Source organism: Robinsoniella peoriensis (assembly GCF_000797495.1).
In the GTDB taxonomy this organism is placed as follows: domain Bacteria; phylum Bacillota; class Clostridia; order Lachnospirales; family Lachnospiraceae; genus Robinsoniella; species Robinsoniella peoriensis.
The window spans coordinates 840,591-865,344 of the sequence record NZ_JTGN01000001.1; the positions used below are offsets into that span (position 1 = coordinate 840,591).

Here is a 24,754-nt window from a genome sequence, read left to right on the forward strand (position 1 = left end):
GCGTCCATTAATCAGTTAAACCCAAATTATTCCTGCTCTTCTAAAGTTACAAATATTCATTCACTTCTATTAAAACTGATAAATTTATTATAGTATAGCATCCTTAATAAAGGAAGTAAACGAAAGCTTTTATATACGTATGAAAATTATTCTCTGCATCTGCAATCCCTTCTTTGCGGTATTTTTCCACTATTTCAGGATGTATAGCGGGCTGCGTTGCCTGAACTTTGAAAAAATCTCCAACCACATAAATATGGCTGGAGATAAATAATTACTATAACATTATTTGACTCTAACTTCACAAACTGCCTGCATCCCGCTGCTTGTCTTTACTGTGATACTTGCATTTCCTCTTTTTATTCCATTAACAACACCTTTATTCGCTTTATGTCTATCTCTAATAATATTCCGGTAATTACCCTTCTTCATGAATCTCATACTTTTCTAAAACATGATCTTTCCAACGAATATCAATGGTTCTGTTACCTTTGATCCGAAGACCTTTCACACACCCATCTTTCCATTCCACCGGAAGTGCCGGAAGTATCTTCAATTCTCCTCCTCTGTCCTGCACAAGCATATTTGCAATGGCTGCGCTGCCGGCGAAGTTACCGTCGATCTGAAATGGCGGATGCATATCCCAGAGATTGGGATAGGTAGATCTGGTAAGCAGGGTTCTCAGATATTCAAAGCTCATTTTCGCATCCCCCATGACAGCAAATACCTGAACGATCCATCCACAGCTCCATCCGGTGTGGCCTCCACCATTTTCCAGCCTTCTGTCCAGCGTTTTGCGGCAGGCTTCTTTCAGATATTCTTCTTCAAACAGCTCCGCCGGATACATTCCATACAAATGGGATATATGGCGGTGCCCCGGCTCAGATTCTTCATAATCAACAGGCCACTCCTGGAGCTGTCCATATTTGCCGATCTTATAGGGATATAATTTTGCTTCTTTTTCTTCTATTTCCTGCAATAATTCATCTTCTATTTCTAACTCTGCACATATCTTTTTAAAATCTCCAAACACTTCCCGGATAATCGTCATATCCATGGTGCAGGCATAGGTCAGTGACGCTTTTTCCCCTTCTTTGCCGGGTACGAGAAAAACATTTTCCGGAGAAGCGGACGGACAGGTTACATAATAACCCTGATACGGCACCAGCCAGTCTGCGCAGAACAGCGCTGCCTGTTTCAAAACCGGATATGCAGTTTCCTTCAAAAATTCTTTATTGCGATGATACTCATAGTGCTTCCAGAATTCCTCACACATCCAGGCCCCTCCCAGCGGGAAGAAGGAATAACACCCACTGTTTTCCTGTCCCCCGGTTTTTCCATGGGCCACTCCAACCGGATTGGTGTTCATCCAGTAGTCCGTATTGTGGGACACGGTAAATCCTCTGCATCCGAAATGTGTTTGTGCCGTTTTCTGCCCCTCAATGCTTAATCCTTTTACAAAGTTGAAGTATGGCTCCAGGCACTCTGCAAGATTGCAGCTCTGGGCATGCCAATAGTTCATCTGGGCATTTATGTTTGTGGTGAAATTACAACTCCAGGGCGCACGGAATTCCCAGTTCCAGATTCCCTGCAGATTCGCCGGTATTCCCCCTTCTCTGGAGGAACTGATTAACAGATATCTTCCATATTGGAAATATAATGCATACATCGCCGTATCTTCAATTCCATCTTTCATATTCTGTAAGCGAATATCGGTTGGCACATCCGGTTGACTGCCCAGATCCAGTTCTACCCTGTTGTAAAGGTTCCCATAGTCCAATTCGTGCTTTTCTTTCACCCCTTTATATCCGCAGCTGTTAAATTCAGAGACCACATCGGGATTCCTGACTGCGGTCAATGCTATTATTATTTCCGAAGCATTATTCACTGCCAGGACTGCCTTTTCCTCTTCGAATACGATTTCATGTGTTCCATCTGTTGACAGCAGGGTCAGATCTGCATGAAATTTCTGTCCGCGATCTCCCCATATAACAGGTGTTTCACTGTCCACATAACTTGGGTCTACATGCTCCGGGCAAGTTCCATTCATGCGGATCATCCCAGGCTTACTTTCATAAACCGGTTTTAAATCGCTTTCAATGGATACCCGAATCCCCATTACGCTTGCACTGCTGGAAAGCCGTATGTACATTGCTTTGGACGGAAAACTAGCAAAAAATTCTCTACTATAACCCACCCCGTCAACATCATAGGCGACATTTGCCAAAGCATGGTCAATATCCAATCTCCGCACATAGTTTTCTACATTACTGCCATGGGAGAACTCTATTTTCAGATTTCCAAGCGGCAGATAGCTCTCTGTAAATTCAGCCAGCATTTTTTCTTCCACTAACCGCTGTGCTTCTGCATTTTTCCCTTCAAATATCAGTTTTCTTGCTTCGGGTAAAAATTCCAGTGCATTTTTATTATTCTTATCATGCTGATAACCTGACCATATCGTTTCTTCATTTAGACCTATGAGCTCCTGGCTGATATTCCCCCAGATCATTCCTCCCAGGCTTCCATTGCCGATGGGAAGTGTTTCTTCCCACCTGGCAGCGGGCTGCTTATAATATAATTCCATAAAATCCTCCTGATTAAATTCTATTCTATTTTTATTACATTTTACTTTCTTTCTATTATTCTGTATTTCTCTTATACATTTTAATACATCTTGGGCACAAAGGGAAGGATTATCTTTGATATGACGATATGAGTGATACATAAGCTTTAGCACATTAAAATTTGCGGACTTCAATAATTGTTTCCTAAAGTGCGAAATGCTATAATCTAAGTCAGAAGATAATTTTAATCATTATAAATGCAAATTACATCTATAACTCAACCAAAGGTAGAGTTGTGAATAATCAAACAGATAACTCTACCTTTGGTTGGTGTTAAATGTGATGTATTTATATTAAATTTGATATGTAGATTACATTAAAATTTGGAGGGATAACAGTGAATCAAGTAAAAATCGGGAAATTTATAGCTCATTGCCGTAAGCAAAAAGGGCTGACTCAAAGTCAATTAGCAGAAAAATTTGGTATTACAGATAAAGCAATATCCAAATGGGAAAATGGTAAGTCAATGCCAGATTTATCATTATTTATGCCTTTATGTAATTTGCTGGGAATAACCTTAAACGAGTTATTACTCGGAGAATACATTACAGAGGAAGATATAAAAGAAAAATCAAATCAAGTTCTTTATGAAATTATTAATGCCTGGATTGGAAAGGATAGAAGTTTTTCATATATGTCAAAAAAACAATCAGAAGTTATACTAAAGGTGTCTGATTTGACTAAAATATACTCAAATAACGATTCTGAAGTTCGTGCAATTAATAATGTTAATTTTGAAATTCATAAAGGCAGTATCGTTGGAATCATGGGGGCATCAGGTTCAGGGAAAACAACATTGCTTAATATGGCAGCTACTGTTGACACGCCAACAAGTGGAACTATTATCATAAATGGGCAAGACTTGAAAACAATTTCCCAAAAAAATTTAGCAAAGTTTCGGCGTGAAAATCTTGGGTTTGTGTTTCAAGACTATAATCTTCTTGATACTTTGACAATTTATGAAAATATTGCATTGGCTCTAACAATTAAAGCATTCCCTAAAGAGAAAATAAAAGAAAAAATTGAAAGCATAGCGGACACTTTGAATATTTTTGACGTGCTGCAAAAGTTTCCTTATGAAGTATCTGGAGGTCAACGTCAGCGTTGTGCCTGTGCAAGAGCTATTGCCGTAAATCCTAGTATAATTCTGGCAGATGAACCTACGGGAGCTTTAGATACTATTTCTGCAAAGCAGTTATTAGATACCATATGTTTGCTTCGTCAAAAATATAATGCGACTATTTTGTTAGTGACTCATGACACAGTATCTGCTAGTTATTGTGATAGAATTTTATTTTTGCAAGATGGTAAGATTCTTACGGAAATTCAAAGAAAAGAAGAACCTAAGCAGTGCTTTTTCACTCGTATATTAGATACAATAGCTAAAATTGAGGGAGGTGCTAACCATGTACTTTAGATTAGCTCTCAGAAATGCAAAACGCTCTATGATTGATTATCTATTGTATACTTTTACTTTAGTAATTCTACTCACAATTATGTCTGTCAGCAATTATATTTCGATGATTAGTAATATTAATTTTGGTTTTCAAACAGTATCTCTCCCCATACTGATCATTCTGATTTCGATTGTGCTTGTGGGATATATCAATAAATTTATGTTAACGCAGCGGTCTAAAGAATTTGCAAATTATTTACTTATGGGAATGGAAAAAAATTATTTAATTAAAATGTTCGTGATAGAATTTAATGGAATTAGTCTTATTTGTTTTTTTATTAGTAGTTTACTTTGTTTTCCAATTTGCTATTTGACTGCGATTTTACTCAATATAAATATGTCAGTAATTATATTCATTCAAAGCATATTTCACGGAGTCATTTATTTTATAATCATTGAATCGTTTTCCACTTGTTTAATTATATATCATCGTATAAAAGATTTACAGATATGTGAACTAATGAAAGAGAAAAAGCGTAATGAAAGTTCAACTGTAAAATATAATTATCAGTTTTGGTATTTTATATTTTTGAGTAGTTTTATATGTTTTGTATTTATGCTTTGCGCAATAGTGTTTTCATCAGAAGACTTTGTATTTCTTTTAATACCGAGTATTTCTTTACCAATATTACTGAACGTATTTTCATTTTATAATTGGTTATTTCAACTGCTAATTTCAAAAAGAAAAGAATGCAATGAAAAGCTGTATAAAAAGGAATATCTCTATTTAGTTGGTAAAATCACTTCCGCTTCAAAGAGTAACACTATCATAAATACTGTTTTTTGTTGCTGTTTGCTGTTTTCAGCAATGGCATTCATATTCGGTGTACTAATGTTTACAGACACAGATTTGTTTTTAAATAAAGATAATCAAAATTGGATGGGAGTATTACAAATTTTCATCTGTATAATTTTTATTGTTTTATTTTTCTCTATTATTTCATTAAAAGAGATTATAGAAAATAAACATAAGGAAGAGGAAGTAAGGCTATTAACTTATCTAGGAAAAGATAAAAAACAACTGAAATCATTAATAAGAAAACAAACATTAATAAATTTATCTATACCTTCATTTATGGCTTTTGTTATATTGTTAGTTGCTACACCACTAATTAATCATAAGGTAAACACTTTGCTTCCAAACGTATTGAATAATATTTGTTTATATTCATTAGGTGTCTACACTTTATGTTTTTTGGTATTGTACTTTTGCTACTATATTATTGTATATGTTATTAATACCAAAAATATAAATTATTAACATAGATATTTTAGATATAGATATTCTTAAATACAGCAAATAAAAACCGCAGATTATGAATCATTAATTAGTGAATTATAATCTGCGGTTTTGTAACATTTATCATATGCTTTTAATTATAGTGTCATATCTAAGTTCTTTTGTAAGTGGTAAAATAGTAGTAAATCAAATGCAAAACCTGAGTTATTGCTGATAAACCTTGTGTTTAAGCGATAATCTGTATATCGCTTTTAAACTTAATCAAATATAAATATATCCTCTATAGATGCTCCTACCACTCTGGAAATATCGATTGCCAGCTTTAACGATGGGTTATATTGAGCTTTTTCTAACCGCATTATAGTTTCCCGGCGTACTCCCACCTCATTAGCCAGCTCTTCCTGCGTCATTTCTTTTAACTGCCTGTATTTTTTTAAATTGCATACAAAATCTGCTCCCATATTACTCTATATCCTCTGTGTCGTATTTATAAAGCAGGTAACTTGAGAGGAATATAACCAGAGCAATGATAAGAGAAGAGGAAACGATATAGGCAATTGCAACCACATCCGTACTTAATTTATCCCCTACAAACCCCATGAACCAGGTCACAAGAAAGAGTATGGAAAATCCTGTTTTTAAAGCTGACAAATCAGCCCTGGTTTTCTCCTCCTTAAAACGCTCGTCAATGAGTGTATTGCTCAGCTTAGCCTCATAAAAAAAGCCAAAAAATCCGAAAAAGACAAAGAACATAAAAGGCCATACTGTCCGCTGTTCCATATACGTCATAATTCCAAAAAATCCGAAAAACCCGAAAAATCCAAACCACCCGAATTTCGGATTCAGGCTTCTGGTTTTGTTTTTTTCCTTATTAACTTTATTTACTTTGAAAGAACTAATTATCATACTGAATATGAAATAAAACATATAAATCACAAAACAGGCAGTCGCGATAATCATTGGCAAATCATTCGTCTGGAATTGGTAGGTACTGAAATCCATTGGCTTTACAAGCCTTCCTTCGTTATAAACAGAAGCATAAAATACTGCAGCAAATTGTAAAAGCATCAATAAAATTAAAACCGAAAACTTCTTATTTCGTTTCATTAATATCCCTCCTTAAAAGTGATATATTTATCTCTTTACATGACAAATATATCACTTTATAACGAGGCTGTCAAGACTATATTGATACAAATATATCACTTTTAATGAAAACAAAATATGTACTTATTATTTTCGAACTGTGAATTTTACAACTTTCAGTGTATGTGACCGTGATAAATCTTTATCCACAACAAACGACTCTAGGGATAAAGTCTTTCCTGCCCATTTTTTAAGCTTTAAATTTTTTAAGGTGAAATAACCCTTACTGTCAGACTTTACAGTCTGGATTCTTTTTCTGGATGGATCCCGGAGCACTATGGTAGCATTTTTATTAGCTTTTCCTGCAATTTTTTTCGTTTTCTTTGTAATCTTATCAATAGATGAGGGCTTCATAATGTTTATGGTTTTTACAAGCTTCTGAAGCCGGAGTGTGTTTTGATACCAGGTGTTATTATTTCTAAATGCAATTGGAGCCTTTTTATCCAGTTCTTTTTTGTTTAGACGATTGTTTTTCAATTCAAGATTAACAAAATTTGTATGCTTTGAAAGATTCGGCAGTTTCGTTATTCGATTCCCGTCAGCCATAAAATATTGTAAACCCGGCAGATTTTTTATTTCATTTACACTGGTGAGCTTATTTCCCATAACACTTACATATTCTAAGTTGACCAAATGCTTGATCTGTCTTATACTTGTCAGCTGATTAGCATCAGCATAAAACATCGCTAACTTTCTTAAGTGCTCTACTCCTGAAAGGCTTTTTAACTTATTCATGGCTACATCTAGACAGTCAATCTTCACTAGCCTTTCAATACCGGAAAGGGATGTAATTTGATTTTGTGATACGTCCAAATCTCTCAAGCCGCGCAGCGTTTTTAATTCTGAAATACTGGTAATCTGGTTATTCGAAAAATCTATTCCACTTAAATTTTTCAGTTTTTCTATCCCTTTTAAGGACCTTATTTTCAGCTTTGTATCTTTAATGTAGTAGGTATCCAATTGAGTTATTTCAGCAGCTTCCTTCTCTGTAAATGTTTCATCGTCATTTTTCTCCATTTCCCTTAAAATAGTCAGATACAGGGCTTTGTCCGGAATACCTGTTTCATCATTGGGAATCACCTTGCTTTCAGCTAAAACATTCATTGGCAGCAATACCATCATGAACATTAATATCGCCAATGTCCACATCATACCATGTCTTTTTTTCATATCCTTTCCCTCTCTTTTCCTTTTTCATAAATGCTGTATATGTAAAATTAAATTACAAAACTATTTTATCATATTAATCTCAAATTTACATCAGGAAACAGATTATTGAAGGAAATTTTTTGGAAAGGGATTAAATAGTCCGGGTGATTAGCTCCTCCAAATTTTAGTATACAAAATCAATCAGCCACATTTTAATCTTTTTAAACAAATTTTTCTTTTTCAAAATAAGATGCAATGTCTCATCTTTCAGCTGCTCTGCCATTTCCCTCTGCTCCTTTGAAACATCCAGATCACCATAAACTGCTCCCTGTACCACATCCAGTGTCTCCCTGAATTTTTCTCCAAAATCTTCAGAATATTTTTCTGAAAGAATTCCTACATAACCATAATGGGATCCCTTTGCTTTCGGGGTCTTATCATAGTGAAGCAAAAATAAAATATAAGCATAGAGATGCTTTACCGCCAACCTATTATCAGCTACAAGGAAACTCTTTTTACGATTTGCAAGTTTCCTTCTGTGATAAAGTACATAGATCAGCAATGATAATATTAAAATGACAGCCAGAGCAACTGCGGCAGTCACTAACATCTTTTTCACGGGTACTTCTGCCTTTTTGCCTGTCTTCTTTTTCTTTAATTCTTTTTCCTCATCTTTTATCTTTTCTGATTTGCCTGAGTCATCTGACTGACCTCCGTCTCCCGTAAGTGCCGGAGCCTGTGAAAATTCCGGTCTTTCCATAATGCCCAGATAAGGTGGTGTTGCTTCCATAGGTACCCAGCCAATGCCATCCTGATAGACTTCTACCCAGGCATGGGCATTTTCTCCGGTAATTTCGATTGGTTCATAAGCCTCCACACCTTTTACGTCCTCCGGTGTCACAAGATAACCTTCCACATATCTTGCAGGAATACCCAGATACCGGTACATCAGAACTGCAGCTGTTGCATAGTGGACGGAATATCCTTTTTTCTGGCTCTGAAGAAACCATTGCAAAAAATCATAATTTCCTGAAAAGGTATCCACTTCTTCCGAATATTCTATATTCTTGTCCAGATATCCCATAATCAAAGCATTTGCTTCTTCATAGGGATAATGAGCACTCCCTGATGCCTCTTCTATTTTCAGAAGACTTTTCAGAATCTGTTTCTGGTGGTCCGGTATATCCAGGTAATTCCGGTAGATAAAGGCATTATAGTAACTTTCATTTCCCGCATACTCAGCTGCAGTATCACTATTCCTGATTTCATAAAACTTTGATGCCAGTGTAGGATACCGTTTCACCAGATTACTGTTTGCAGTATAGTGATACAGGCGGTTTCCAAACAATCCTTGTGACTTTAAGGAAACATCCCCCATATTTTTGCTCCCATCTATCTTACCGGGATCTGTCTTAAGTTCATAGGGGGTATAGATGTATTTGCTGTTTGCATTTACATTCTGCACCGTAATCTCCACAGTCTCATCATCCGTTTTCCCATTTTCCAGCTGATTCACCAGGGAGAGCTGGTTTAATCCATTAAAATTTGTTTCGTGAAGCCAGTAAAACAGGTCCTTCGCTTCATAATAGACGGATTTTTCTAACTCTTTCCAGCCATTCTGGGTGTAAGTACTTCCGACAAACCCGCGCAAATACAAGGATTCCGGCTTATCCATCAGCACTTCCAGTGCAGTTGTATCCTTCAATGTCAAATTTCCCAGTCCCTTAAATTGTCCCTGTGTAAAAGAATTGGTCTTCTCTTTTTCATAGCGTATATTGGAAGTTGTTTTTGCTATTCCTTCTTTTAACGCCTCTGCTAATCCTGCTTTCGTGTAGCTATTTACAGATACTGTACTGACCATCAATCCCAGGAGCGCTGCAAAAGCAACCGTTAGTATTCCTGATACCTGCAGGATTGCCAAATATTTACCATTGCCAAATGCCCTCCGGTTTTTCCTGCCATGTACAAAAAAACTCAATAGAACCATTACGGACGCCAGCATCATTATCACAGGTATGATACCATAGTTTTCACCAGTACATAATTCCAGCAGCAATAATGGTAATACACTTATGCATAAGAGTACTATACTGCGCAGCCGGATAATTACGGTTACAACTGAAGCAGACAGCAGACAGCTCCATATCCAGAACAGACAAAGGGATATTCCATGTAATTCCTCAGCTATACCAATATCATAAACTTTCAGGAAAATTCCAAAGTTTCTGCCGACTACCTGCCCAATCCGGTTCATGGTCAGCAGAAAGCCGTCCAGCATCAACTCCTGGCGTATTAAGAGAAACAGGATTCCAACAGCAGCCAGAAGAGCCGTACCTGCCTTCACATAACGGCTGTACTTTCCCTGTAACTGCAGCAGTATCAGGATCAGCAGTCCAAAAGCTGCCGAATAGTATACCTCCACCGGCAGATCAAGAAGATAAATAAAAGACAAAGAGATGCCAAGATAAAGCAAAAAAGCCGGAAGTAATCCTGCCAGCAAGTGAAACAAACCTTCTCTGCCACTATTTTTCCGATTTTCCAATTGAATTGTAATTTGAGATTTTTTCTTAACTGTGTTTCGATTTCCATTTTTCATATCATTGTATCCCCTATATTACCAACTGGCATAATTCTTCTGTCATTGTCTCCGGTGTAAATACTACCAGCGAATGGTCCAAATTCCCGGATACTTCCTGCTTATTTATCCGGCACTGCAAAACAGCCACAGAACAAATCTCACTTAAGCATTTCAGATCTTCTCCACCATCTGAGGCTGTTATATAGATCACATGGGCATAGGGATTGTCAATACAGTCCTCTAAATAATAATGGAGGCTGGTCTCTCCCAGCTCTTTATTCTGAATTCCGAGAAATCCTGCTGTCATCTCTGCTAACTCATCCACCGATGTAACATCCTGTCGGCGGAAGAGCCCCTTTTCCTGATCATACCACCCTAAAGTATGAAGATGCCCATTCTGAATCAGAGACTGGGATACTGATAAAAAGGATTCCATCATTGCATCGCGAAGCGCGGCTTTTTCTTTCTTCTTTTCAAAAGATGCCGTTTCATATAACAGAATTATGGAATTTTCTACAGGAAGGCTGAGTTCCTTTACATATAACCCATCCAGCTTGCCGGATACCTTCCAGTGGATATTCTTCGGACTGTCTCCCGCCTGATATTCCCGCAGGCCAAATATTTCACTTGGATCGTCCCCTCTTTTGCTGTCTGAATAAGTAATGCTGTCCCAATTCGCACTCAGGCTGTCGCTGATTTGTACATTTGCAGGAAATATGTCGGGTAATATTACAATATGTCCATGTTGATCCGGCTTCTCCCGCGCAGTAAAAATCCCAAGCCAGTCATATAAAGTTACCTTTTCAATGGTCACCTGTACATTTCCGCAATATCTGCTTTTCAGATTCCAGTTCAGCTTTTCCGTTTTTCCTGCCGGTATGGCGCAATAAATCTCCTGGGTCTGAGTCTCTCCGGTCAGCTGATTAAAAAACTGAAGGTAGCAGCACACTTTTAGCACAGGGAAAATACTCTGATTTTGAATGCTGAGTTCCCCTTGTACCTGCTTTCCCTTGCCTGCCATGGATACCGCTTGAAATGAATACGACAATTTGTGACGGACAGTCAGAATTGCCGCCCCGCAGACAGGGAGAATTGCCACAGATGCAATCAGGAGAAAAAATGCCCAGTATGAGTCTGAATAGATGTACAGGATTACCGTCCCCAACAGCCATACTCCATAGCATATTCTTGTCTTTAACATAAAGTCCTCCTGGTTATGCGATTTCCGGTACAGAAACGGTCTTAGTAATTTCTTCCATAATAGACATGGCAGATACTCCGGTTACCTTTGCCTTGGGATGGAGTATCACACGATGGCTGCTGACGGAGGGGAAAATACCGATGACATCTTCTGGGGTCACATAACCACGTCCGGCTATATAGGCAGATGCTTTCGCCATATTATTGACCGCGTAGGCACCACGGGGACTTACGCCCAGCTGAATATATTCATGGCTTCTGGTCGCTTCTGCAAGCCTTGTTATATAACGCAGTATCTCATCTTTTACCTTGACCCTGGACACTTCCATCTGCATCTCTTCCAAATCGGCCTTGTTAATCACTGCTTTGATTGTATCCAGCGGCTGGATTTCCTGACGGTCCTTTAAGATATTGACCTGACTCTCAAAATCCGGATATCCCATTTCCAGTTTTACCATAAAACGGTCTAACTGGGACTGGGGAAGCAGCTGTGTACCGGCGGAACCAAAGGGGTTCTGGGTGGAGATTACAACAAAGGGTTTTGGAACCTCATAGGTATTTCCGTCAACAGTAACATTTCCTTCCTCCATAACTTCCAGAAGTGCAGCCTGGGTCTTACTGGAGGTACGGTTGATCTCATCTGCCAGCAGCAAGTTACACATAACTGCTCCGGGCTTATAAACAAACTCACCGCTTTTTTTATCATATACCGTATATCCTACAACATCGGACGGAATAACATCAGGGGTAAACTGGATTCTCTTGTAATCCAGTCCCAGTGTTTTGCTGATTGCAAGTGCCAGTGTAGTCTTGCCCACTCCTGGTATATCCTCCAGTAAAATATGTCCCTTTGCCAGAATTGCCATCAGCACTTTTTGAATAACTTCCTCTTTTCCTACGATAACCTTTTGTATTTCCTGAACTAACTGTTCTGTATGCTTCATGTATGTATACCTCTCCTTCCTGACCTTTAAAATATTCTATGTTTGATATTAATTCTCTTTAATTTTCTTCCGATTGGACCGATTCCCAGCATCAGAAAAACCACATTGGATATGGCATACTCGATGCTTACCGGAAGTGCGATTGCCTGTACCGTCAGATATCTCGCCAGACTGAAGCTTCCGTCAAATGAAAGCACCGTCCATATGTCCATAATGGCTGAATATCCAAATCCCGCCAGGAACCCGTATACTGCCAAAATTCCTCTGTTCTTCAAAATTTTCTGCATCACCGGCAGCCCCGCAATCAGCCCCAGGCTTCCCCAGGCAAGCATCTGAAAAGGCGTCCAGGGCCCCTGCCCATAAAACATATTTGAAATAATAGCTGACAGCGATCCAATTAAAAATCCGGATTCCGAACCCATATAGATAGCAGCGATCACCACAATCGCTGTTACCGGTTTAAAACCGGGCAACACCGCAAAAATCAATCTTCCCACAACGGATATCGCCACCATTACTGCCAGGACTACCATTCGGCGTATGCTGCCTTCCTTTTTTTCATATGCCATATAAAACGGTATGCAGGCAAGAAATGCAATCAGTATTGAGATCAGATTATACCTTCGGTCCTGAAACATACGCACACCGAAAACAATTACCCCAAAAGCTGCCAGTATCAGCAGGACATTTATAGTTATCCGCTTTTTACTCATACCTGCTTCCTCCCGGTTGTCCTGCACATAGCGATAACATCCTCACAGGTAACCACATCCCTGTACATATGCCTTGCAATCCGGTTTGCTGCCGTGGTATAAAAACTGTTATTGCAGAAAAAATTCTTTGGAAGATCAATAGAGGTTACTTCTTTGTCAAAAAACATACCGCACCTGTCCGATGCCTCTGCTGCAAATTCCACATCATGAGTTACCATCAGTATGGTTATCCCATTTTTCTTTAAATCTCTCATAATTTCCAGTAACCGATTCTTCGAAGATGCGTCAATTCCCTTGGTAGGCTCATCCAGCAGCAAAATTTTAGGTTTTAACAACAGCATTTTCCCGATGGCTGCTTTCTGCTGTTCTCCGCCGCTTAAATCATAGGGGTGCTTGGGAAGAAGGTGTTCAATTTCTAACATCTTGGCCGTCTGCTCAATCATCCCACTCAATTCTTCCTTATCATAACCCATTACTTTCCCCATTTCCTCATAATCTTCCCATACACTTTCCTTTAAAAATACCGTCTGGGGATTCTGAGGCAGTGATGCCAGAATCTGTCGGTACAATTCATTTCCTTTATACGCTTTCTGTTTCTTACCAAAAATTTTGATTTTTCCTTTATATGCATGGTTTACATGAGAGATCACACTGAGCAGTGTGGTTTTCCCGGAACCATTGCTTCCCAAAATGCTAACGATCTCCCCTTTATATAATTCCAGGCTGACACCCTCCAGGATATCCGGCAGCTCCCGTTCATAGCGAAACCAGACGTCTTTCATGGACAGTACTATTTCCTGCTTCAGCCCTTGCTGCGTGAATTCATGATCCCTGTGAATGGATTCGCTCTTCTGATCCAGTTCTGGTTCCTCCTTGTACCAGGTACTTAAAAACTGGCGCCCCTCTCTTACCGTAAGCGGACAGGCACAATCCACATCCAGCCCGTTATAGATCCGTACTGCACTGGGCAGTCCAAGCATCATTTTATGGTTTGCTTTAATTTCTTTTAATTTTTTTCCTGCTTCCCTGGGATTCTCCCACAACAGCAGCTTACCCTTTTCCATAATCCCAACTTTATCCGCAGCCGGGAAAACATCTTCCAGGCGGTGCTCCGTCAATATAATCGTGGTTCCAAGCTCCCGGTTCAGCTTTACAAGGGTAGCGATAAAATCAGATGATGCAATGGGATCCAGCTGGGAAGTGGGCTCATCCAGAATCAGCAGTCTGGGCTGCATTGCCATAATAGATGCCAGATTCAGCAACTGCTTCTGCCCTCCGGAAAGCTCAGAAGTATTTCTGCGAAACCAGCCGTCTATGCCAAAAAAACAAGCCATTTCTCCCACTCTTCTGCGAATAATCTGATTATCAAGCCCCATATTTTCCAGACCAAACGCAAGCTCATGCCACACTTTATCCATCACGATCTGGTTTTCCGGATTCTGCATAACATATCCGATATCGCAGGCACTAACACGGTCTGTTAATTCCTTCTGCCTTACCCCCAGATAACGCACTTCTCCGTCTTTCTCCCCATGGGGTGCAAGCTCTCTTTTTAATAATCGAAGCAATGTGGTTTTACCACAGCCGGATTCCCCGCACAGAACAATAAACTCTCCCTCTTCTACCGAAAAGCTCACATGATCCAGTGCACTTGCCTCCTGTTCCGGGTATGTAAAACTTAAATTCTCGACCTTAAGTATTTCCATTGTATTTTCTCCTTCAATTCCAGTAATCCGGGAAGTATCATAAATAATAAAACGACAGCATACCGCCAAATATCTCCGGCTTTCGTTCCAATCCCGGAGACAACCGGGTAGTAGTAAAAATCAAGTTTACCGGCAAAATAATTTCCGCCTATATAAAACATCATAATCCCAATCGCTGTAATTAAAATAACATCTGCCTTCCGAAACCGGAAAAGAGAAAAATTCTTTCTCCCTGGCAGCCCGTATCCTCGCGCTTTCATTGCATCGGCAGTTTCAATAGAGTTTTCAAGAGACCAGGACAGCAGGCTGTCAAATACCCTCATAGAACTACCCAGCTTGTCAAACTTACTGTCCCTGGCATACAGCCCCATTGCCTTCTGTGCCTGGTTAATTTTTTTGATCTGTACTTTAAAGAGTGGAATAAAGCGCAGCGCCATAGACAGCACCAGCGACAATTTCGGAATCGTTTTGCCAAACAGATACAAAAACTTATCCGATGTCATAATGACGTTTATACATTTACACCAGAACATTACCCCCACAATCATAACGGCGATGGCGCCTCCATACATAATCGCTTCCAGGGTAACCGGATTATCGTTCATGAAAAATAAAATTGTCTCTCCATTATGCGAAAACAGGGGATTGGTGATTGCCAGCAGAAGAAACAGGAAAAAATAGAATACCAGGTTGCGCGCCACAATACGGGCGGAATGCAGCATGGAAAAAAAGAGAATTGAACCAAACAGCGTACACAGTAAAATCACCGGATGCGCAGTAAACATGGTAAACAAAATAACACATACATAATATAAAAATAATACAATCGGATGGTATTTTTCAAAACCGCTCATGTCTTTCTCCTTCGCTTACTCATTCTTCTGTCTCAGTAGCTTTGCTGTCATTTTGCGTATCGAAGCTTCCTCCAATATCCCGTCCAAGGTCACAGGTATAAACAAATTCGATTATATCCTTATCCTTTGGTTTATAACGGCTGCAACCGTAATCCGGAAATGCTCCGTTTACCCGGTACATCCACCCGCTCAGAGGACCGCAGGAATATTCATACAGAAAATTTATCCCCTGAATGTAGGCACTTCCGTAAACGTTATCCTGTGCCCCCTGATATTCCATATGAATTTTTTCATGGCGCGTAGCACGGTTTAAAATATCAAAAACGGTGTCCTTCGGACGCAGTACATATTTTGTCGGTGCTAAGATTACACCGTCTGCCGGAACGTATTTTTCATCCTGTAGTTCCGGTTTAAGCTGATCCCAGTTATCCAGGATTGTATCGCAACGGATGCTTAATGTAACAGTCTGGGAATCTTCTGTGATATCGTCCACATGAGTGAGGTAATAATCTTCCACAGACTGGAACTTTGTGCCTTTAAACAGAACGATGATAATGATAGCCGCAAAGGCAAGTATCAGTAAATCTTTTTTCATTTGTGTACCCATTTCCGATCACAGAGTTTCTGTGATACAGTCACTGCAAAAAAAGGTTAAAAACCTTTGTGACTTCCTTTCTAATTGCTATTTTTCAACCTTTATGGAATGCTTAACCGTTATGTTTTCAGTCCGTAATTGTTATCATAGTCTTCTTCACCTTCGTGGCTTATCTTCGTTTTCTTCATAGTCTTCTTCATCTTCTTCATCATCGTCGTCATCATCGTTATTGTCTTTCATAAATTTCTCATTCTTTCGCCGTTTCCTCCTGCTCATGCGAATTACTACAATCACAACCAGAATAATCACACAAATTCCGAAGAAAGCTGCCACAATTATAGCCGTTATCTGATTCTTAATTCTTACATTTGCCTGTACAATATCCTCATATTGTAAGATCTTTGTCCGGTCATAGGCACTGAGGCTTTCGATTTTATTTTGTATTTGCTTCACTTCTTCCCTGTCTTTTAAGGATATTTTGTCCAGTGGATACAGCTTCTTTGTTACTTCTTCATTAATTGATTTTATCGTTTCTTTAATCTGGTCGATCTCCTGTGATTTTTCTTCCAGTTTTTCTTTATACTGCTTATAGTCCTCTTTATTATCGGACTTTCGGTATTTGTCCAGGAGCGTAACGACTTCCACGTAAGATTCGCTGGTAATGGGATCGGGCAGACTTTCTACTTTTTTTGCATCTTCATCTGTAAAATGGATATTTGCGGACATGTCAAGGTCCTGTCCAAAGAGAGATGTGACTGAACCATTTCCCTTTGTATTCACCCCCATATGTTCAGACAATGGCTCCGTGTTGTTTGCAATCCCATTTTCAGCCATTTTATCTGCCAGGACAGCATAGGAGTAAACATAGCTTCTTTCTTCTGGCGGAATTTGTTCATATGCATCGTAAACCGCTGTGATTTCCTCTGGTGATGTATCTTCCTTCAGGTTATGTATCCGGGTTTCCAAATCCGATATCTGTTTTTTTAATTCCGCTGTCTGTTCCGGACGGAAATCATAGAAATTCCGCATTCCCCCATAGAAGCGGCACAGAGCTGTCAGCGCACATAATGCCTGGTCACTTGCCATGGTATTGGATTTATCCGGGTCGGCATTGGGGTTCTCCTCATCAAATTCTTTGGAATGGATGAATCCCCCTTCTTCCATATGGTACTGCATCAACCCATCAATGACGGTATTTCCATTTTTAATAAACCGCTGATCATTTCCGGGATCGATGCCCAGACTTGCCAAAGCGATCAATACCTGGGAACAGCTTTCCGAATTCTCCGATCCCCAGCTTGTGAAGCCGCCCGATTCCTGCTGGCTGGCTGAGAGGAATTGCAGGGCTTCGTCCACAACCTGCCGGACACTTTTTTCCTGTTCCTGCTTCGTTCCCTGCTTTGTTCCCTGCTTCGTTCCCTGCTGCACATAACGATAGGTCTTCTCACTGTTATAGTAAGGTGCCAATGCCTGAAGTGCCATGGCAGTCATATCCACATCCGATTGAGCATCTAAGGATGTCAGATTAAACCCGCCATCCTTAATCTGGCTGCTGAGAATCCTCTCCAGCAAACCCTCTCTCGTATCTGCCGCATCCGCCGGAATATCATAACGCATGCTATCCATGAGCAGAAGTCCGAAGATCAGTCCGTTAGTTCCCTGTATACCCAGTGACATTACCTTTCCCCGATTATAGCTGCCATCTGCCACCAGATCAACTGGATTGCCCTCCTGATCCTCTCCTATGGAAACCGGATCTCCTCCTGCTGACAGCACCGCAAGTGCGATTCTCTGCCATTCCGTCGCTTTTGTACGGTCTAAATATCCATTTTCCTGATAGGATTTACTGATATACGCTGCCGTAACGGCAATATAAGCATTGTAATCATCTGCATATCCACTTCTGCCTATGCCAATAGCTGCCCAATCCCCTGAGGTAGATCCCACACTGTCTAAAAAGACTTCTGACATCAGAGGTTCATCCATGCTGACGCCTGAAATGGCTTTGCGCCAGTTTATAATGCCCTCCATGACATTTAACAGTTCGTCCGGGGTATAATCTTTGTGGGATGCTTCTGCAGTAATTGTGAATATACCTGCAAGGAGACAGCAGGCAGTACACATTACCAGAAACTTCTTTATTAATTTATCTGCGTTCATTTTTAATCTCATGATGATTACCACTCCTTATCCCAGACGACTGATCCGGTGTCGGTGCCGTTTTGATTGCCATCTGGTGGCGGATTATTACCGCCCATTGCGTCGCCGCCGCCGATGTCCTTGCCGTATGCGAGGGTGAAACGGATGCGAACGTCATCACCGTCTTTTGGAACATAATCTGAAAATCCGATATTAGGATATTCTCCATTTACGGAATACATCCAGCCAGCACCAATTGTAAAGTCCATTTCTCCTAATTGATTACTTCCCCGACACGTTTCTAAATGAAGAACTTGTGCCGTACCGGCATCCCATTCTACCAGTTTTTCCATTAGATCTTCCGGTATCTGGAGCGTTTCATAAAGATTATAATTGGCTTTTATCGCTTTTAGATAGTAAGCCTCGTCTAAAGAACCGGTTATTTCTGTCTCAATCCCATATTTACCCAGGATTCTTTCTAACACATATGCCAGATTTTCTCCTTGTTTGATATCAACAGTTTCATCAAATATACTTGAAGCACCAACTGTTGTTGCCTCCATGGAAATATGCATTGTTCCTACTATTTTAGGACTGCTGGTGATCGTGAATGTTCGATCTTGTTCTTTTTGGTGATTTGTATCATAAGCCCATACCTTGATTGAGTACGTGCCGTCCGGTACACTGGCATTATAGCTTATCTTATTTATATTGGGATATACAGGTGTCATTTCTTCACCATTTAAATATACTTTAATATCACTTGGCTGGATATACATGCCCTTATAATCTTTTGCTGCGACGTAGAAGGTAAATAATTCAGGAACAGTTTCCCCACTGCTTTCTATCTCCGCAAGATCCGTTATGATTACAGGCAAACGCGGATCTTCACCATCTTCACCAGGACCAGTCGCAAATGTATACTTGACATCATAAGGTTCCGGATACTTTCCATTATCATCATACGCTGTCAGTACAAAATGATATGTTGTTTCCTTTTCAAAAGTCATCGTATAATTACCATTACCGTCATCTGTCAGTTCATTGCCCTCACAGATAACTTTCATGCCTACTTTTTCTCCACCCCTTAACCCATAGGCGTAAAAAGTAATTTCCGGGATATCTACTACCTCAAAATCCCCCAGATTTGTACTTATAGATAAATCACTGATGGGTTTATCATAGGTTATTGTATATTCTTTCTTCTCATTGACCTCACCTTCTGAAGCAGAAATCGAGAAATGGTTCTTACCTTCCATTAATTCAGTTTTATATTTATTAGAGTCCGATGTAATGGTTTTTCCATTTAAAGTGACTATAACAGGAATTTCTTTGCCTGACAGTTCTGCGTATGCAGTAAATGAATACGCACTTTTTGTCACAATATCACTGTCCTTAATATCGCAGTTTATTTGTATTTTCAAAAGTTCTAAAAAAACCGTATAAGTTTTAGAGACTGTGAATTCCTTCTTATCTTTATCCCGATAAACTACAGATATTTTAATTTGATTCTCACCGGGAGACAATTTAGCATATCCTGTTAAATCGGTATCTCCATCATTATTTAAATTTACAAATGTGTTTTTTACAGTTAATTCCTTATTTAACTGGGTAATGGTAAACGAGTAATTACTATTGGTAACAGTTTCTCCATCAATTATAGACGATTTAAAATATTCATTTTTCTTGTCTCCATTTTTATCAAGCTCTTTGTTATTGTTTTCTTTTCCGCTTCCACCTGTTCCATCACCATTATTGTTGCCATTACCATTGCCTTTTTGCCCGTTAGAACCCCCGGAATTTGTATTTCCGTTACCACTGCCTCCGCTATTTGCTCCCTGATTACCTTTCTGATTTCCAGCTCCTGTAGGTTGATTTTGTTTTTCTGGAGATTTATCAGAACTTTTAATGTTTTTCTTTTCTTCCTTTTTCTGTTCTTCACTGGAATCAGCATTTACTTTGGAAGTTGTCGCCGATGGTATTCCTTTTGGCAAAGTAGATACCACTTCATTTGTACTAGTCAATTTTACCAGGGAGCTGTCTTCTGACAGTCCCTGGATCGGATTGGATGGCATAGCTGAAGCCTGGCTGTTTAAGGCATTTATAAAAGTTACTGCTATCAAAACAATCACAAGAAGTGTTGTTATTCCGGTTGAAGCACTTCTATGTTTTTTTACACTAGCCTTGATATATGCCCATAATTTTTTCATCTTTATACCTCCTTGAATAGCACAAGCTGGCTTGTGCTATTCCTTAATTAGTCGTTTGAAAGTGCTTTTCATTCAAACTTATTTATTTCTTAATCTTTAATTTCTTGACAGAACTGTAGGAACCGTAGATGTATTTACCAAGTGAATCTTTCCGATAAGCTCTCACTCTCACATAATATGTCTTTTTCTTTTTTAGTTTTGAAATCGTCTTGCTTGTTCCTTTCATTGTTACTGTTTTCATACTTTTACGAAAACGTTTATCTAAAGCATATTGTACTTGATATCCCTGAGCATTTTTCACTTTTTTCTTCAGCACAACTTTTAACTTTTTGGATCCCGTATTGGTAAGGTCTTTTAATACTGGCTTTGCCGGCTTCTTTACCTTTTCCCACTTTGCATAGAGCGTATAATTACTGCCTTTTCCTTTTTGTATCTTTTTAATCTGCTTTTTAAACTTACGGTCGGTATACCATCCTTTAAAGAGATAACCTGCCTTTTTCGGTTCCTTTAAGGTAATGGTTTTATCCCCGTTATAAGTAATAGGATTTTTACTGTAATCGCTTCCTCCGGCAAGCACATAAGTAAGACTGTAATTAGACACTGCTACATTACAGCTAACAGTCTGGTTTCCTACTTTAGCCGTGATTACCGCTGAACCGGCTCCTTGTCCGGTCACCCTTCCTCCAGTTACTGTTGCAACTTTATTATTGCTGCTGCTCCATGAAATTGTTCTGTCAGAAGTGGTATTAGCAGGCACGTATCCTATGGATAACAAGCTACTCTGTCCCTTTACAAGCGCAATATTGTTCTTATTTATAGTCAGGTTTTTAAGGGGTGACTGTACAACTACTCTGCATAATACTGAAAACTTACCAACATTAGCGGTAATCGCTGCTTCTCCGTTAGCAATTCCTTTTAACTGGCCATTTTGCACAGTAACTACTTTGTTATTGCTGCTGCTCCATTTTACTGTTTTATCGTTTATCGTATTTATCGGATTATACGATACCTGAAGGCTGGCACTGGCTCCTACTTCTACAGTTAACTGATATGTGTTAAGACTAATACTCTTTAGCTGGAGGCTTAATATTCTTGCATACTCTGCTTCTGCATTTACCAGAATCTGATACTCCTCCTGTGATACAAAAGCACGCTGATCTTCCTTTAAGATATCATATGCTGCCCGTGCTGACAGAATTGCATCCTTACTGCTCATTGATACAGTACCAATTGCAGCAATCTTATCTATTACCTCTTTTGCCTTTTTATAATTATATTTCATATTCGAAAGAATTTTTTCTGCCTGAACTAATACCTGATAATTGGAAATCATTTTCTTCTGACTTGCTGTCATTCGTCCGAATTCACGACGAATGGATACCAACTCCTCTTCTTTATCCAGCGTTACCTCTCCAATAGCATCAATCCGCTCTATTAATCCATCAGCCAGAATTTTGTCCTTCTTCATATTTTCCAGATCCATCTCGGCCCGAAGCAATGTATAATAGTTATCTACTAATACTTTCTGTATATTATTTTCCAGTGCATCATATGAAGCTCTGGCTGCAATGATTTCCGATTCCATCTCTAAGGAGATTTCTCCTCCAAAAATCAATATTTTATTTACAACATCCATTGCAGCCACAAAATCTTCTTCCCTAGCCAGTTTCTGAGCCATATCATACAACTGTTTCTCTGCTTCTATAAGATGTGCCAGTGTTCCTGCCTCTATCTGAGCTCTTTCATCTTCTGTAAGCATTAAATATGCTGCATGTGCTTCCGTTATTAGCTGAAAACTATTGTCTTCAAGGTTAAGGTCCTCATTCTTTGGAATTACTGATATCTTTTCCTGAACCAAAGCGATTCTTTCAGCACTCTCTAATAATGTAGCAAGTATTTCTTCTGCAGACTCAAGCTTTTTCAAGCTATCTGCATCCACCAATTCTTTTTGCTCTTCACTAAGTTCATTATAAGCTCCTCTGACTCTTTCCACTATTTCCTGAGATTCTAATGTTATCTCACCTATAGAATTTATCAGATCCACTACTTCTTTTGCCTTATTGCTATTTTCTACAAGTACTGCAAGTTTGGCCTCTGAGTCAACCAGTTTACTATAGTTTGTAACCAGTTCTTTATCGTCTTCCGATAATAATTCATAGGTTGCTCTTGCCTCCGATATAGCTTTCTCATCCTGCAGTGTGACTTCAGTTTTCAAATTATTGATTAACTCAATTACAATTTTACTTTCTTCCATCCCTGCTTCTAAAGCAGCAAGCTTTTCTTCTGCCTGAACCAAACGCTTATAATAACGAGCATTAATTTCTGCCTGCTGTATTGCACACAGTCCATCATAGATTTCTCTCGCTCTTTTAATTTTAGACCTGTCTGAAATTGTTAATGCCTCTACATCTAACTTATTTACAATAGCGAAAAATTCGTTTAATCCGGTAGTGTAGTTTACAATCCATTTTGCATAGAATGATTGTGGTCCATAGCTGCCTTTCGGTATCTCTGTTACAGGTTCCCCAGTAAATGAGGGATTTCTGTACCAACCTTTAAATATACACCCATCTTTAGTTATCTGCTGCTCTGTTGGCAAAACAATCGTATCACTATAAGGAGTGTAATTTTCCGGAATAACAACTCCCTGGGCAAGTGTTCCTTCTCCAAGATTTATACTTATGGAATAATTATTTTGTCCATACTGTGCATAAAGCGTAATATCTTTTTCCGGCATTGATAATAATTCTCCCGGCTGATAAAAACTTCCGCTTCCATCCTGCTTTGTATTCCATCCGATAAATTCCTGTTCATCAAGTGAAGTAAAAACGGGCATTGTTACTTCAGCATAGGGACTGTATTCCTTTACATCTTCTTTTTCTACAGCATGATCATTTCCATCAAAAACAACTGTATATGAGGCAGGCGCCATTTCCTGATAACTTCCATCCATCATATCAGTCATATCATACAATGTATTTTCCTTATTTATAAAACGGTCATAAGCAATTAAGCCATAAACCGCCTGATCTGTAGCCATTCCATTAACGGATGTTCCTGCACCACCGCCGCCATCAAATCCGGATGTTATGTGCTTAAATCCTCCAGACCCCGGTGATGCTCCACTTTTTGAAGCCCAGAAAGTAAGAAGCGCGTCAATCATATTGTTTGTGTTGACACCATCCTGTACCATGCCCTTCTGAATGAATCCGCATCTTTTACCAATATTCGGAAGCTCCACATCTGAAGACATCGGATCAATATTTAAAGCAGTCAATGCCACAATAACCTGAACAGTAGATTCCGCATTAACATTTCCCCATCCCTTAAATGCACCATTTGCTGCCTGCAATTTACTGAGTTCCAGAATCCCGCGCTCCACAACTTTTAAAAATTCACCATAAGGTGTATCTGCTCCACTGCGAAGGTATTTTGCCTGATCCAAATAATATGGTGCCAAAGCCTGCAGTGCCATTCCAGTTACATCCGGATCCGGAAAATTGTTTATCAGTGAAAACCCTCCTTTTGTACCATCCTTCTGCTTTAGTTCTTTACTAACTATAAAATCTATCATTCTTCCATATGTATTTACATCACCAGGTTCAGCATCGGATGGATTTTTCATAAAAGAATATCCGCCTGTATTCATAGCGATAATTTCCCAAATTGGACCGTTTATTCCCTGCAAATAAGAAAATTTATAAGAAGATGATAATTTTTCTATAAAATCATAACCTCCGATATCAGTAATATCATAACCCAGAGCAGTGAGTGCTAATATAACCCTGGACCACTCCGTTGACTTTGCAAAATCCAATTTGCCTTCTCTGTCAACCACATACTGCTCAACCCTTTTCAAATAGTCACTAAAATATCCCTCGTCAATATAATTCATATAATCAGCGCCAATATACATTCCCCGAAGCAGATCCATTACTGACCATTCGCCATTATTGGTTCCTACACTGGGTTCTTTCACATGCTCCAGGATATACCGTGCTCCTGCATTGATATAGAATCTTATACCAGGCTTTTCATCTTCCCAGAATCGAATATCCAGATTCTGATTTGCCTCATTGGGGTTCCACGCTTTCGCCTGAACCTTAAGAGAAGTGACCGGTACGATTCCTAAAATCATTACAACAACTAACACCAGGGCAAGTACCCTTTTACAAAAAACATTCCACTTCATAACCATCCTCC

The 24,754-nt window shown here is 39.2% G+C and carries 16 protein-coding genes; 2 read left to right on the forward strand and 14 right to left on the reverse strand.

What is annotated here, in order from left to right:
* Positions 1-415 precede the first annotated feature (415 nt).
* A complete protein-coding gene (locus QR40_RS03495) occupies positions 416-2,581 on the reverse strand; it encodes a glycoside hydrolase family 95 protein (RefSeq protein WP_052430671.1) in 2,166 nt (721 codons plus the stop codon).
* A gap of 377 nt (positions 2,582-2,958) precedes the next feature.
* On the opposite strand from QR40_RS03495, the gene QR40_RS03500 reads away from it, so the two are divergent.
* Together QR40_RS03500 and QR40_RS03505 are read left to right on the forward strand one after the other, a co-directional pair.
* A complete protein-coding gene (locus QR40_RS03500; RefSeq protein ID WP_081998770.1) occupies positions 2,959-4,038 on the forward strand; it encodes an ATP-binding cassette domain-containing protein in 1,080 nt (359 codons plus the stop codon).
* Positions 4,028-5,338, forward strand: a complete 1,311-nt coding sequence (locus QR40_RS03505; RefSeq protein WP_044293299.1) for an FtsX-like permease family protein — start codon at positions 4,028-4,030, stop codon at positions 5,336-5,338. Before QR40_RS03500 ends, QR40_RS03505 begins: the two co-directional genes overlap by 11 nt.
* Positions 5,339-5,574: 236 nt before the next feature.
* Here QR40_RS03505 and QR40_RS03510 read toward each other — a convergent pair whose 3' ends face one another.
* The 13 genes from QR40_RS03510 to QR40_RS03570 form a co-directional block, all read right to left on the reverse strand.
* Positions 5,575-5,778 (reverse strand): helix-turn-helix transcriptional regulator, encoded by a 204-nt coding sequence (locus QR40_RS03510; RefSeq protein WP_027292008.1) that lies wholly within the window; start codon positions 5,776-5,778, stop codon positions 5,575-5,577.
* Position 5,779: 1 nt separating this feature from the next.
* Positions 5,780-6,424, reverse strand: coding sequence for a DUF3796 domain-containing protein (locus tag QR40_RS03515; protein WP_044293301.1), 645 nt, complete (start codon positions 6,422-6,424; stop codon positions 5,780-5,782).
* 126 nt (positions 6,425-6,550) lie between these two features.
* Positions 6,551-7,633, reverse strand: coding sequence for a leucine-rich repeat domain-containing protein (locus tag QR40_RS03520; protein WP_027292010.1), 1,083 nt, complete (start codon positions 7,631-7,633; stop codon positions 6,551-6,553).
* Positions 7,634-7,796: 163 nt separating this feature from the next.
* Positions 7,797-10,208, reverse strand: a complete 2,412-nt coding sequence (locus QR40_RS03525) for a transglutaminase-like domain-containing protein (RefSeq protein WP_044293304.1) — start codon at positions 10,206-10,208, stop codon at positions 7,797-7,799.
* 13 nt (positions 10,209-10,221) lie between these two features.
* Positions 10,222-11,391: a DUF58 domain-containing protein gene (locus tag QR40_RS03530; protein WP_044293306.1), complete on the reverse strand. Its 1,170-nt coding sequence runs from the start codon at positions 11,389-11,391 to the stop codon at positions 10,222-10,224.
* Positions 11,392-11,404: 13 nt separating this feature from the next.
* The gene (locus QR40_RS03535) at positions 11,405-12,334 is read right to left on the reverse strand and encodes an AAA family ATPase (RefSeq protein ID WP_044293308.1); all 930 of its coding nucleotides are present in this window, start codon (positions 12,332-12,334) and stop codon (positions 11,405-11,407) included.
* 26 nt (positions 12,335-12,360) lie between these two features.
* Complete coding sequence (locus tag QR40_RS03540) at positions 12,361-13,047, reverse strand: ECF transporter S component (protein WP_052430672.1); 687 nt, start codon at positions 13,045-13,047, stop codon at positions 12,361-12,363.
* Positions 13,044-14,753: an ABC transporter ATP-binding protein gene (locus tag QR40_RS03545; protein ID WP_044293311.1), complete on the reverse strand. Its 1,710-nt coding sequence runs from the start codon at positions 14,751-14,753 to the stop codon at positions 13,044-13,046. Before QR40_RS03545 ends, QR40_RS03540 begins: the two co-directional genes overlap by 4 nt.
* Complete coding sequence (locus QR40_RS03550) at positions 14,726-15,607, reverse strand: energy-coupling factor transporter transmembrane component T (RefSeq protein ID WP_044293313.1); 882 nt, start codon at positions 15,605-15,607, stop codon at positions 14,726-14,728. Before QR40_RS03550 ends, QR40_RS03545 begins: the two co-directional genes overlap by 28 nt.
* A gap of 19 nt (positions 15,608-15,626) precedes the next feature.
* Positions 15,627-16,214 (reverse strand): DUF4430 domain-containing protein, encoded by a 588-nt coding sequence (locus QR40_RS03555; RefSeq protein WP_242858442.1) that lies wholly within the window; start codon positions 16,212-16,214, stop codon positions 15,627-15,629.
* A 144-nt stretch (positions 16,215-16,358) separates the two neighbouring features.
* Positions 16,359-18,374 carry a hypothetical protein gene (locus tag QR40_RS29445; protein ID WP_052430673.1) on the reverse strand — a complete coding sequence of 672 codons (2,016 nt, stop codon included), beginning with the start codon at positions 18,372-18,374 and terminating at the stop codon, positions 16,359-16,361.
* Positions 18,375-18,379: 5 nt separating this feature from the next.
* Positions 18,380-20,551 (reverse strand): DUF4430 domain-containing protein, encoded by a 2,172-nt coding sequence (locus QR40_RS03565; RefSeq protein ID WP_044293316.1) that lies wholly within the window; start codon positions 20,549-20,551, stop codon positions 18,380-18,382.
* 82 nt (positions 20,552-20,633) lie between these two features.
* Complete coding sequence (locus QR40_RS03570) at positions 20,634-24,743, reverse strand: InlB B-repeat-containing protein (RefSeq protein ID WP_044293318.1); 4,110 nt, start codon at positions 24,741-24,743, stop codon at positions 20,634-20,636.
* Positions 24,744-24,754 lie beyond the last annotated feature (11 nt).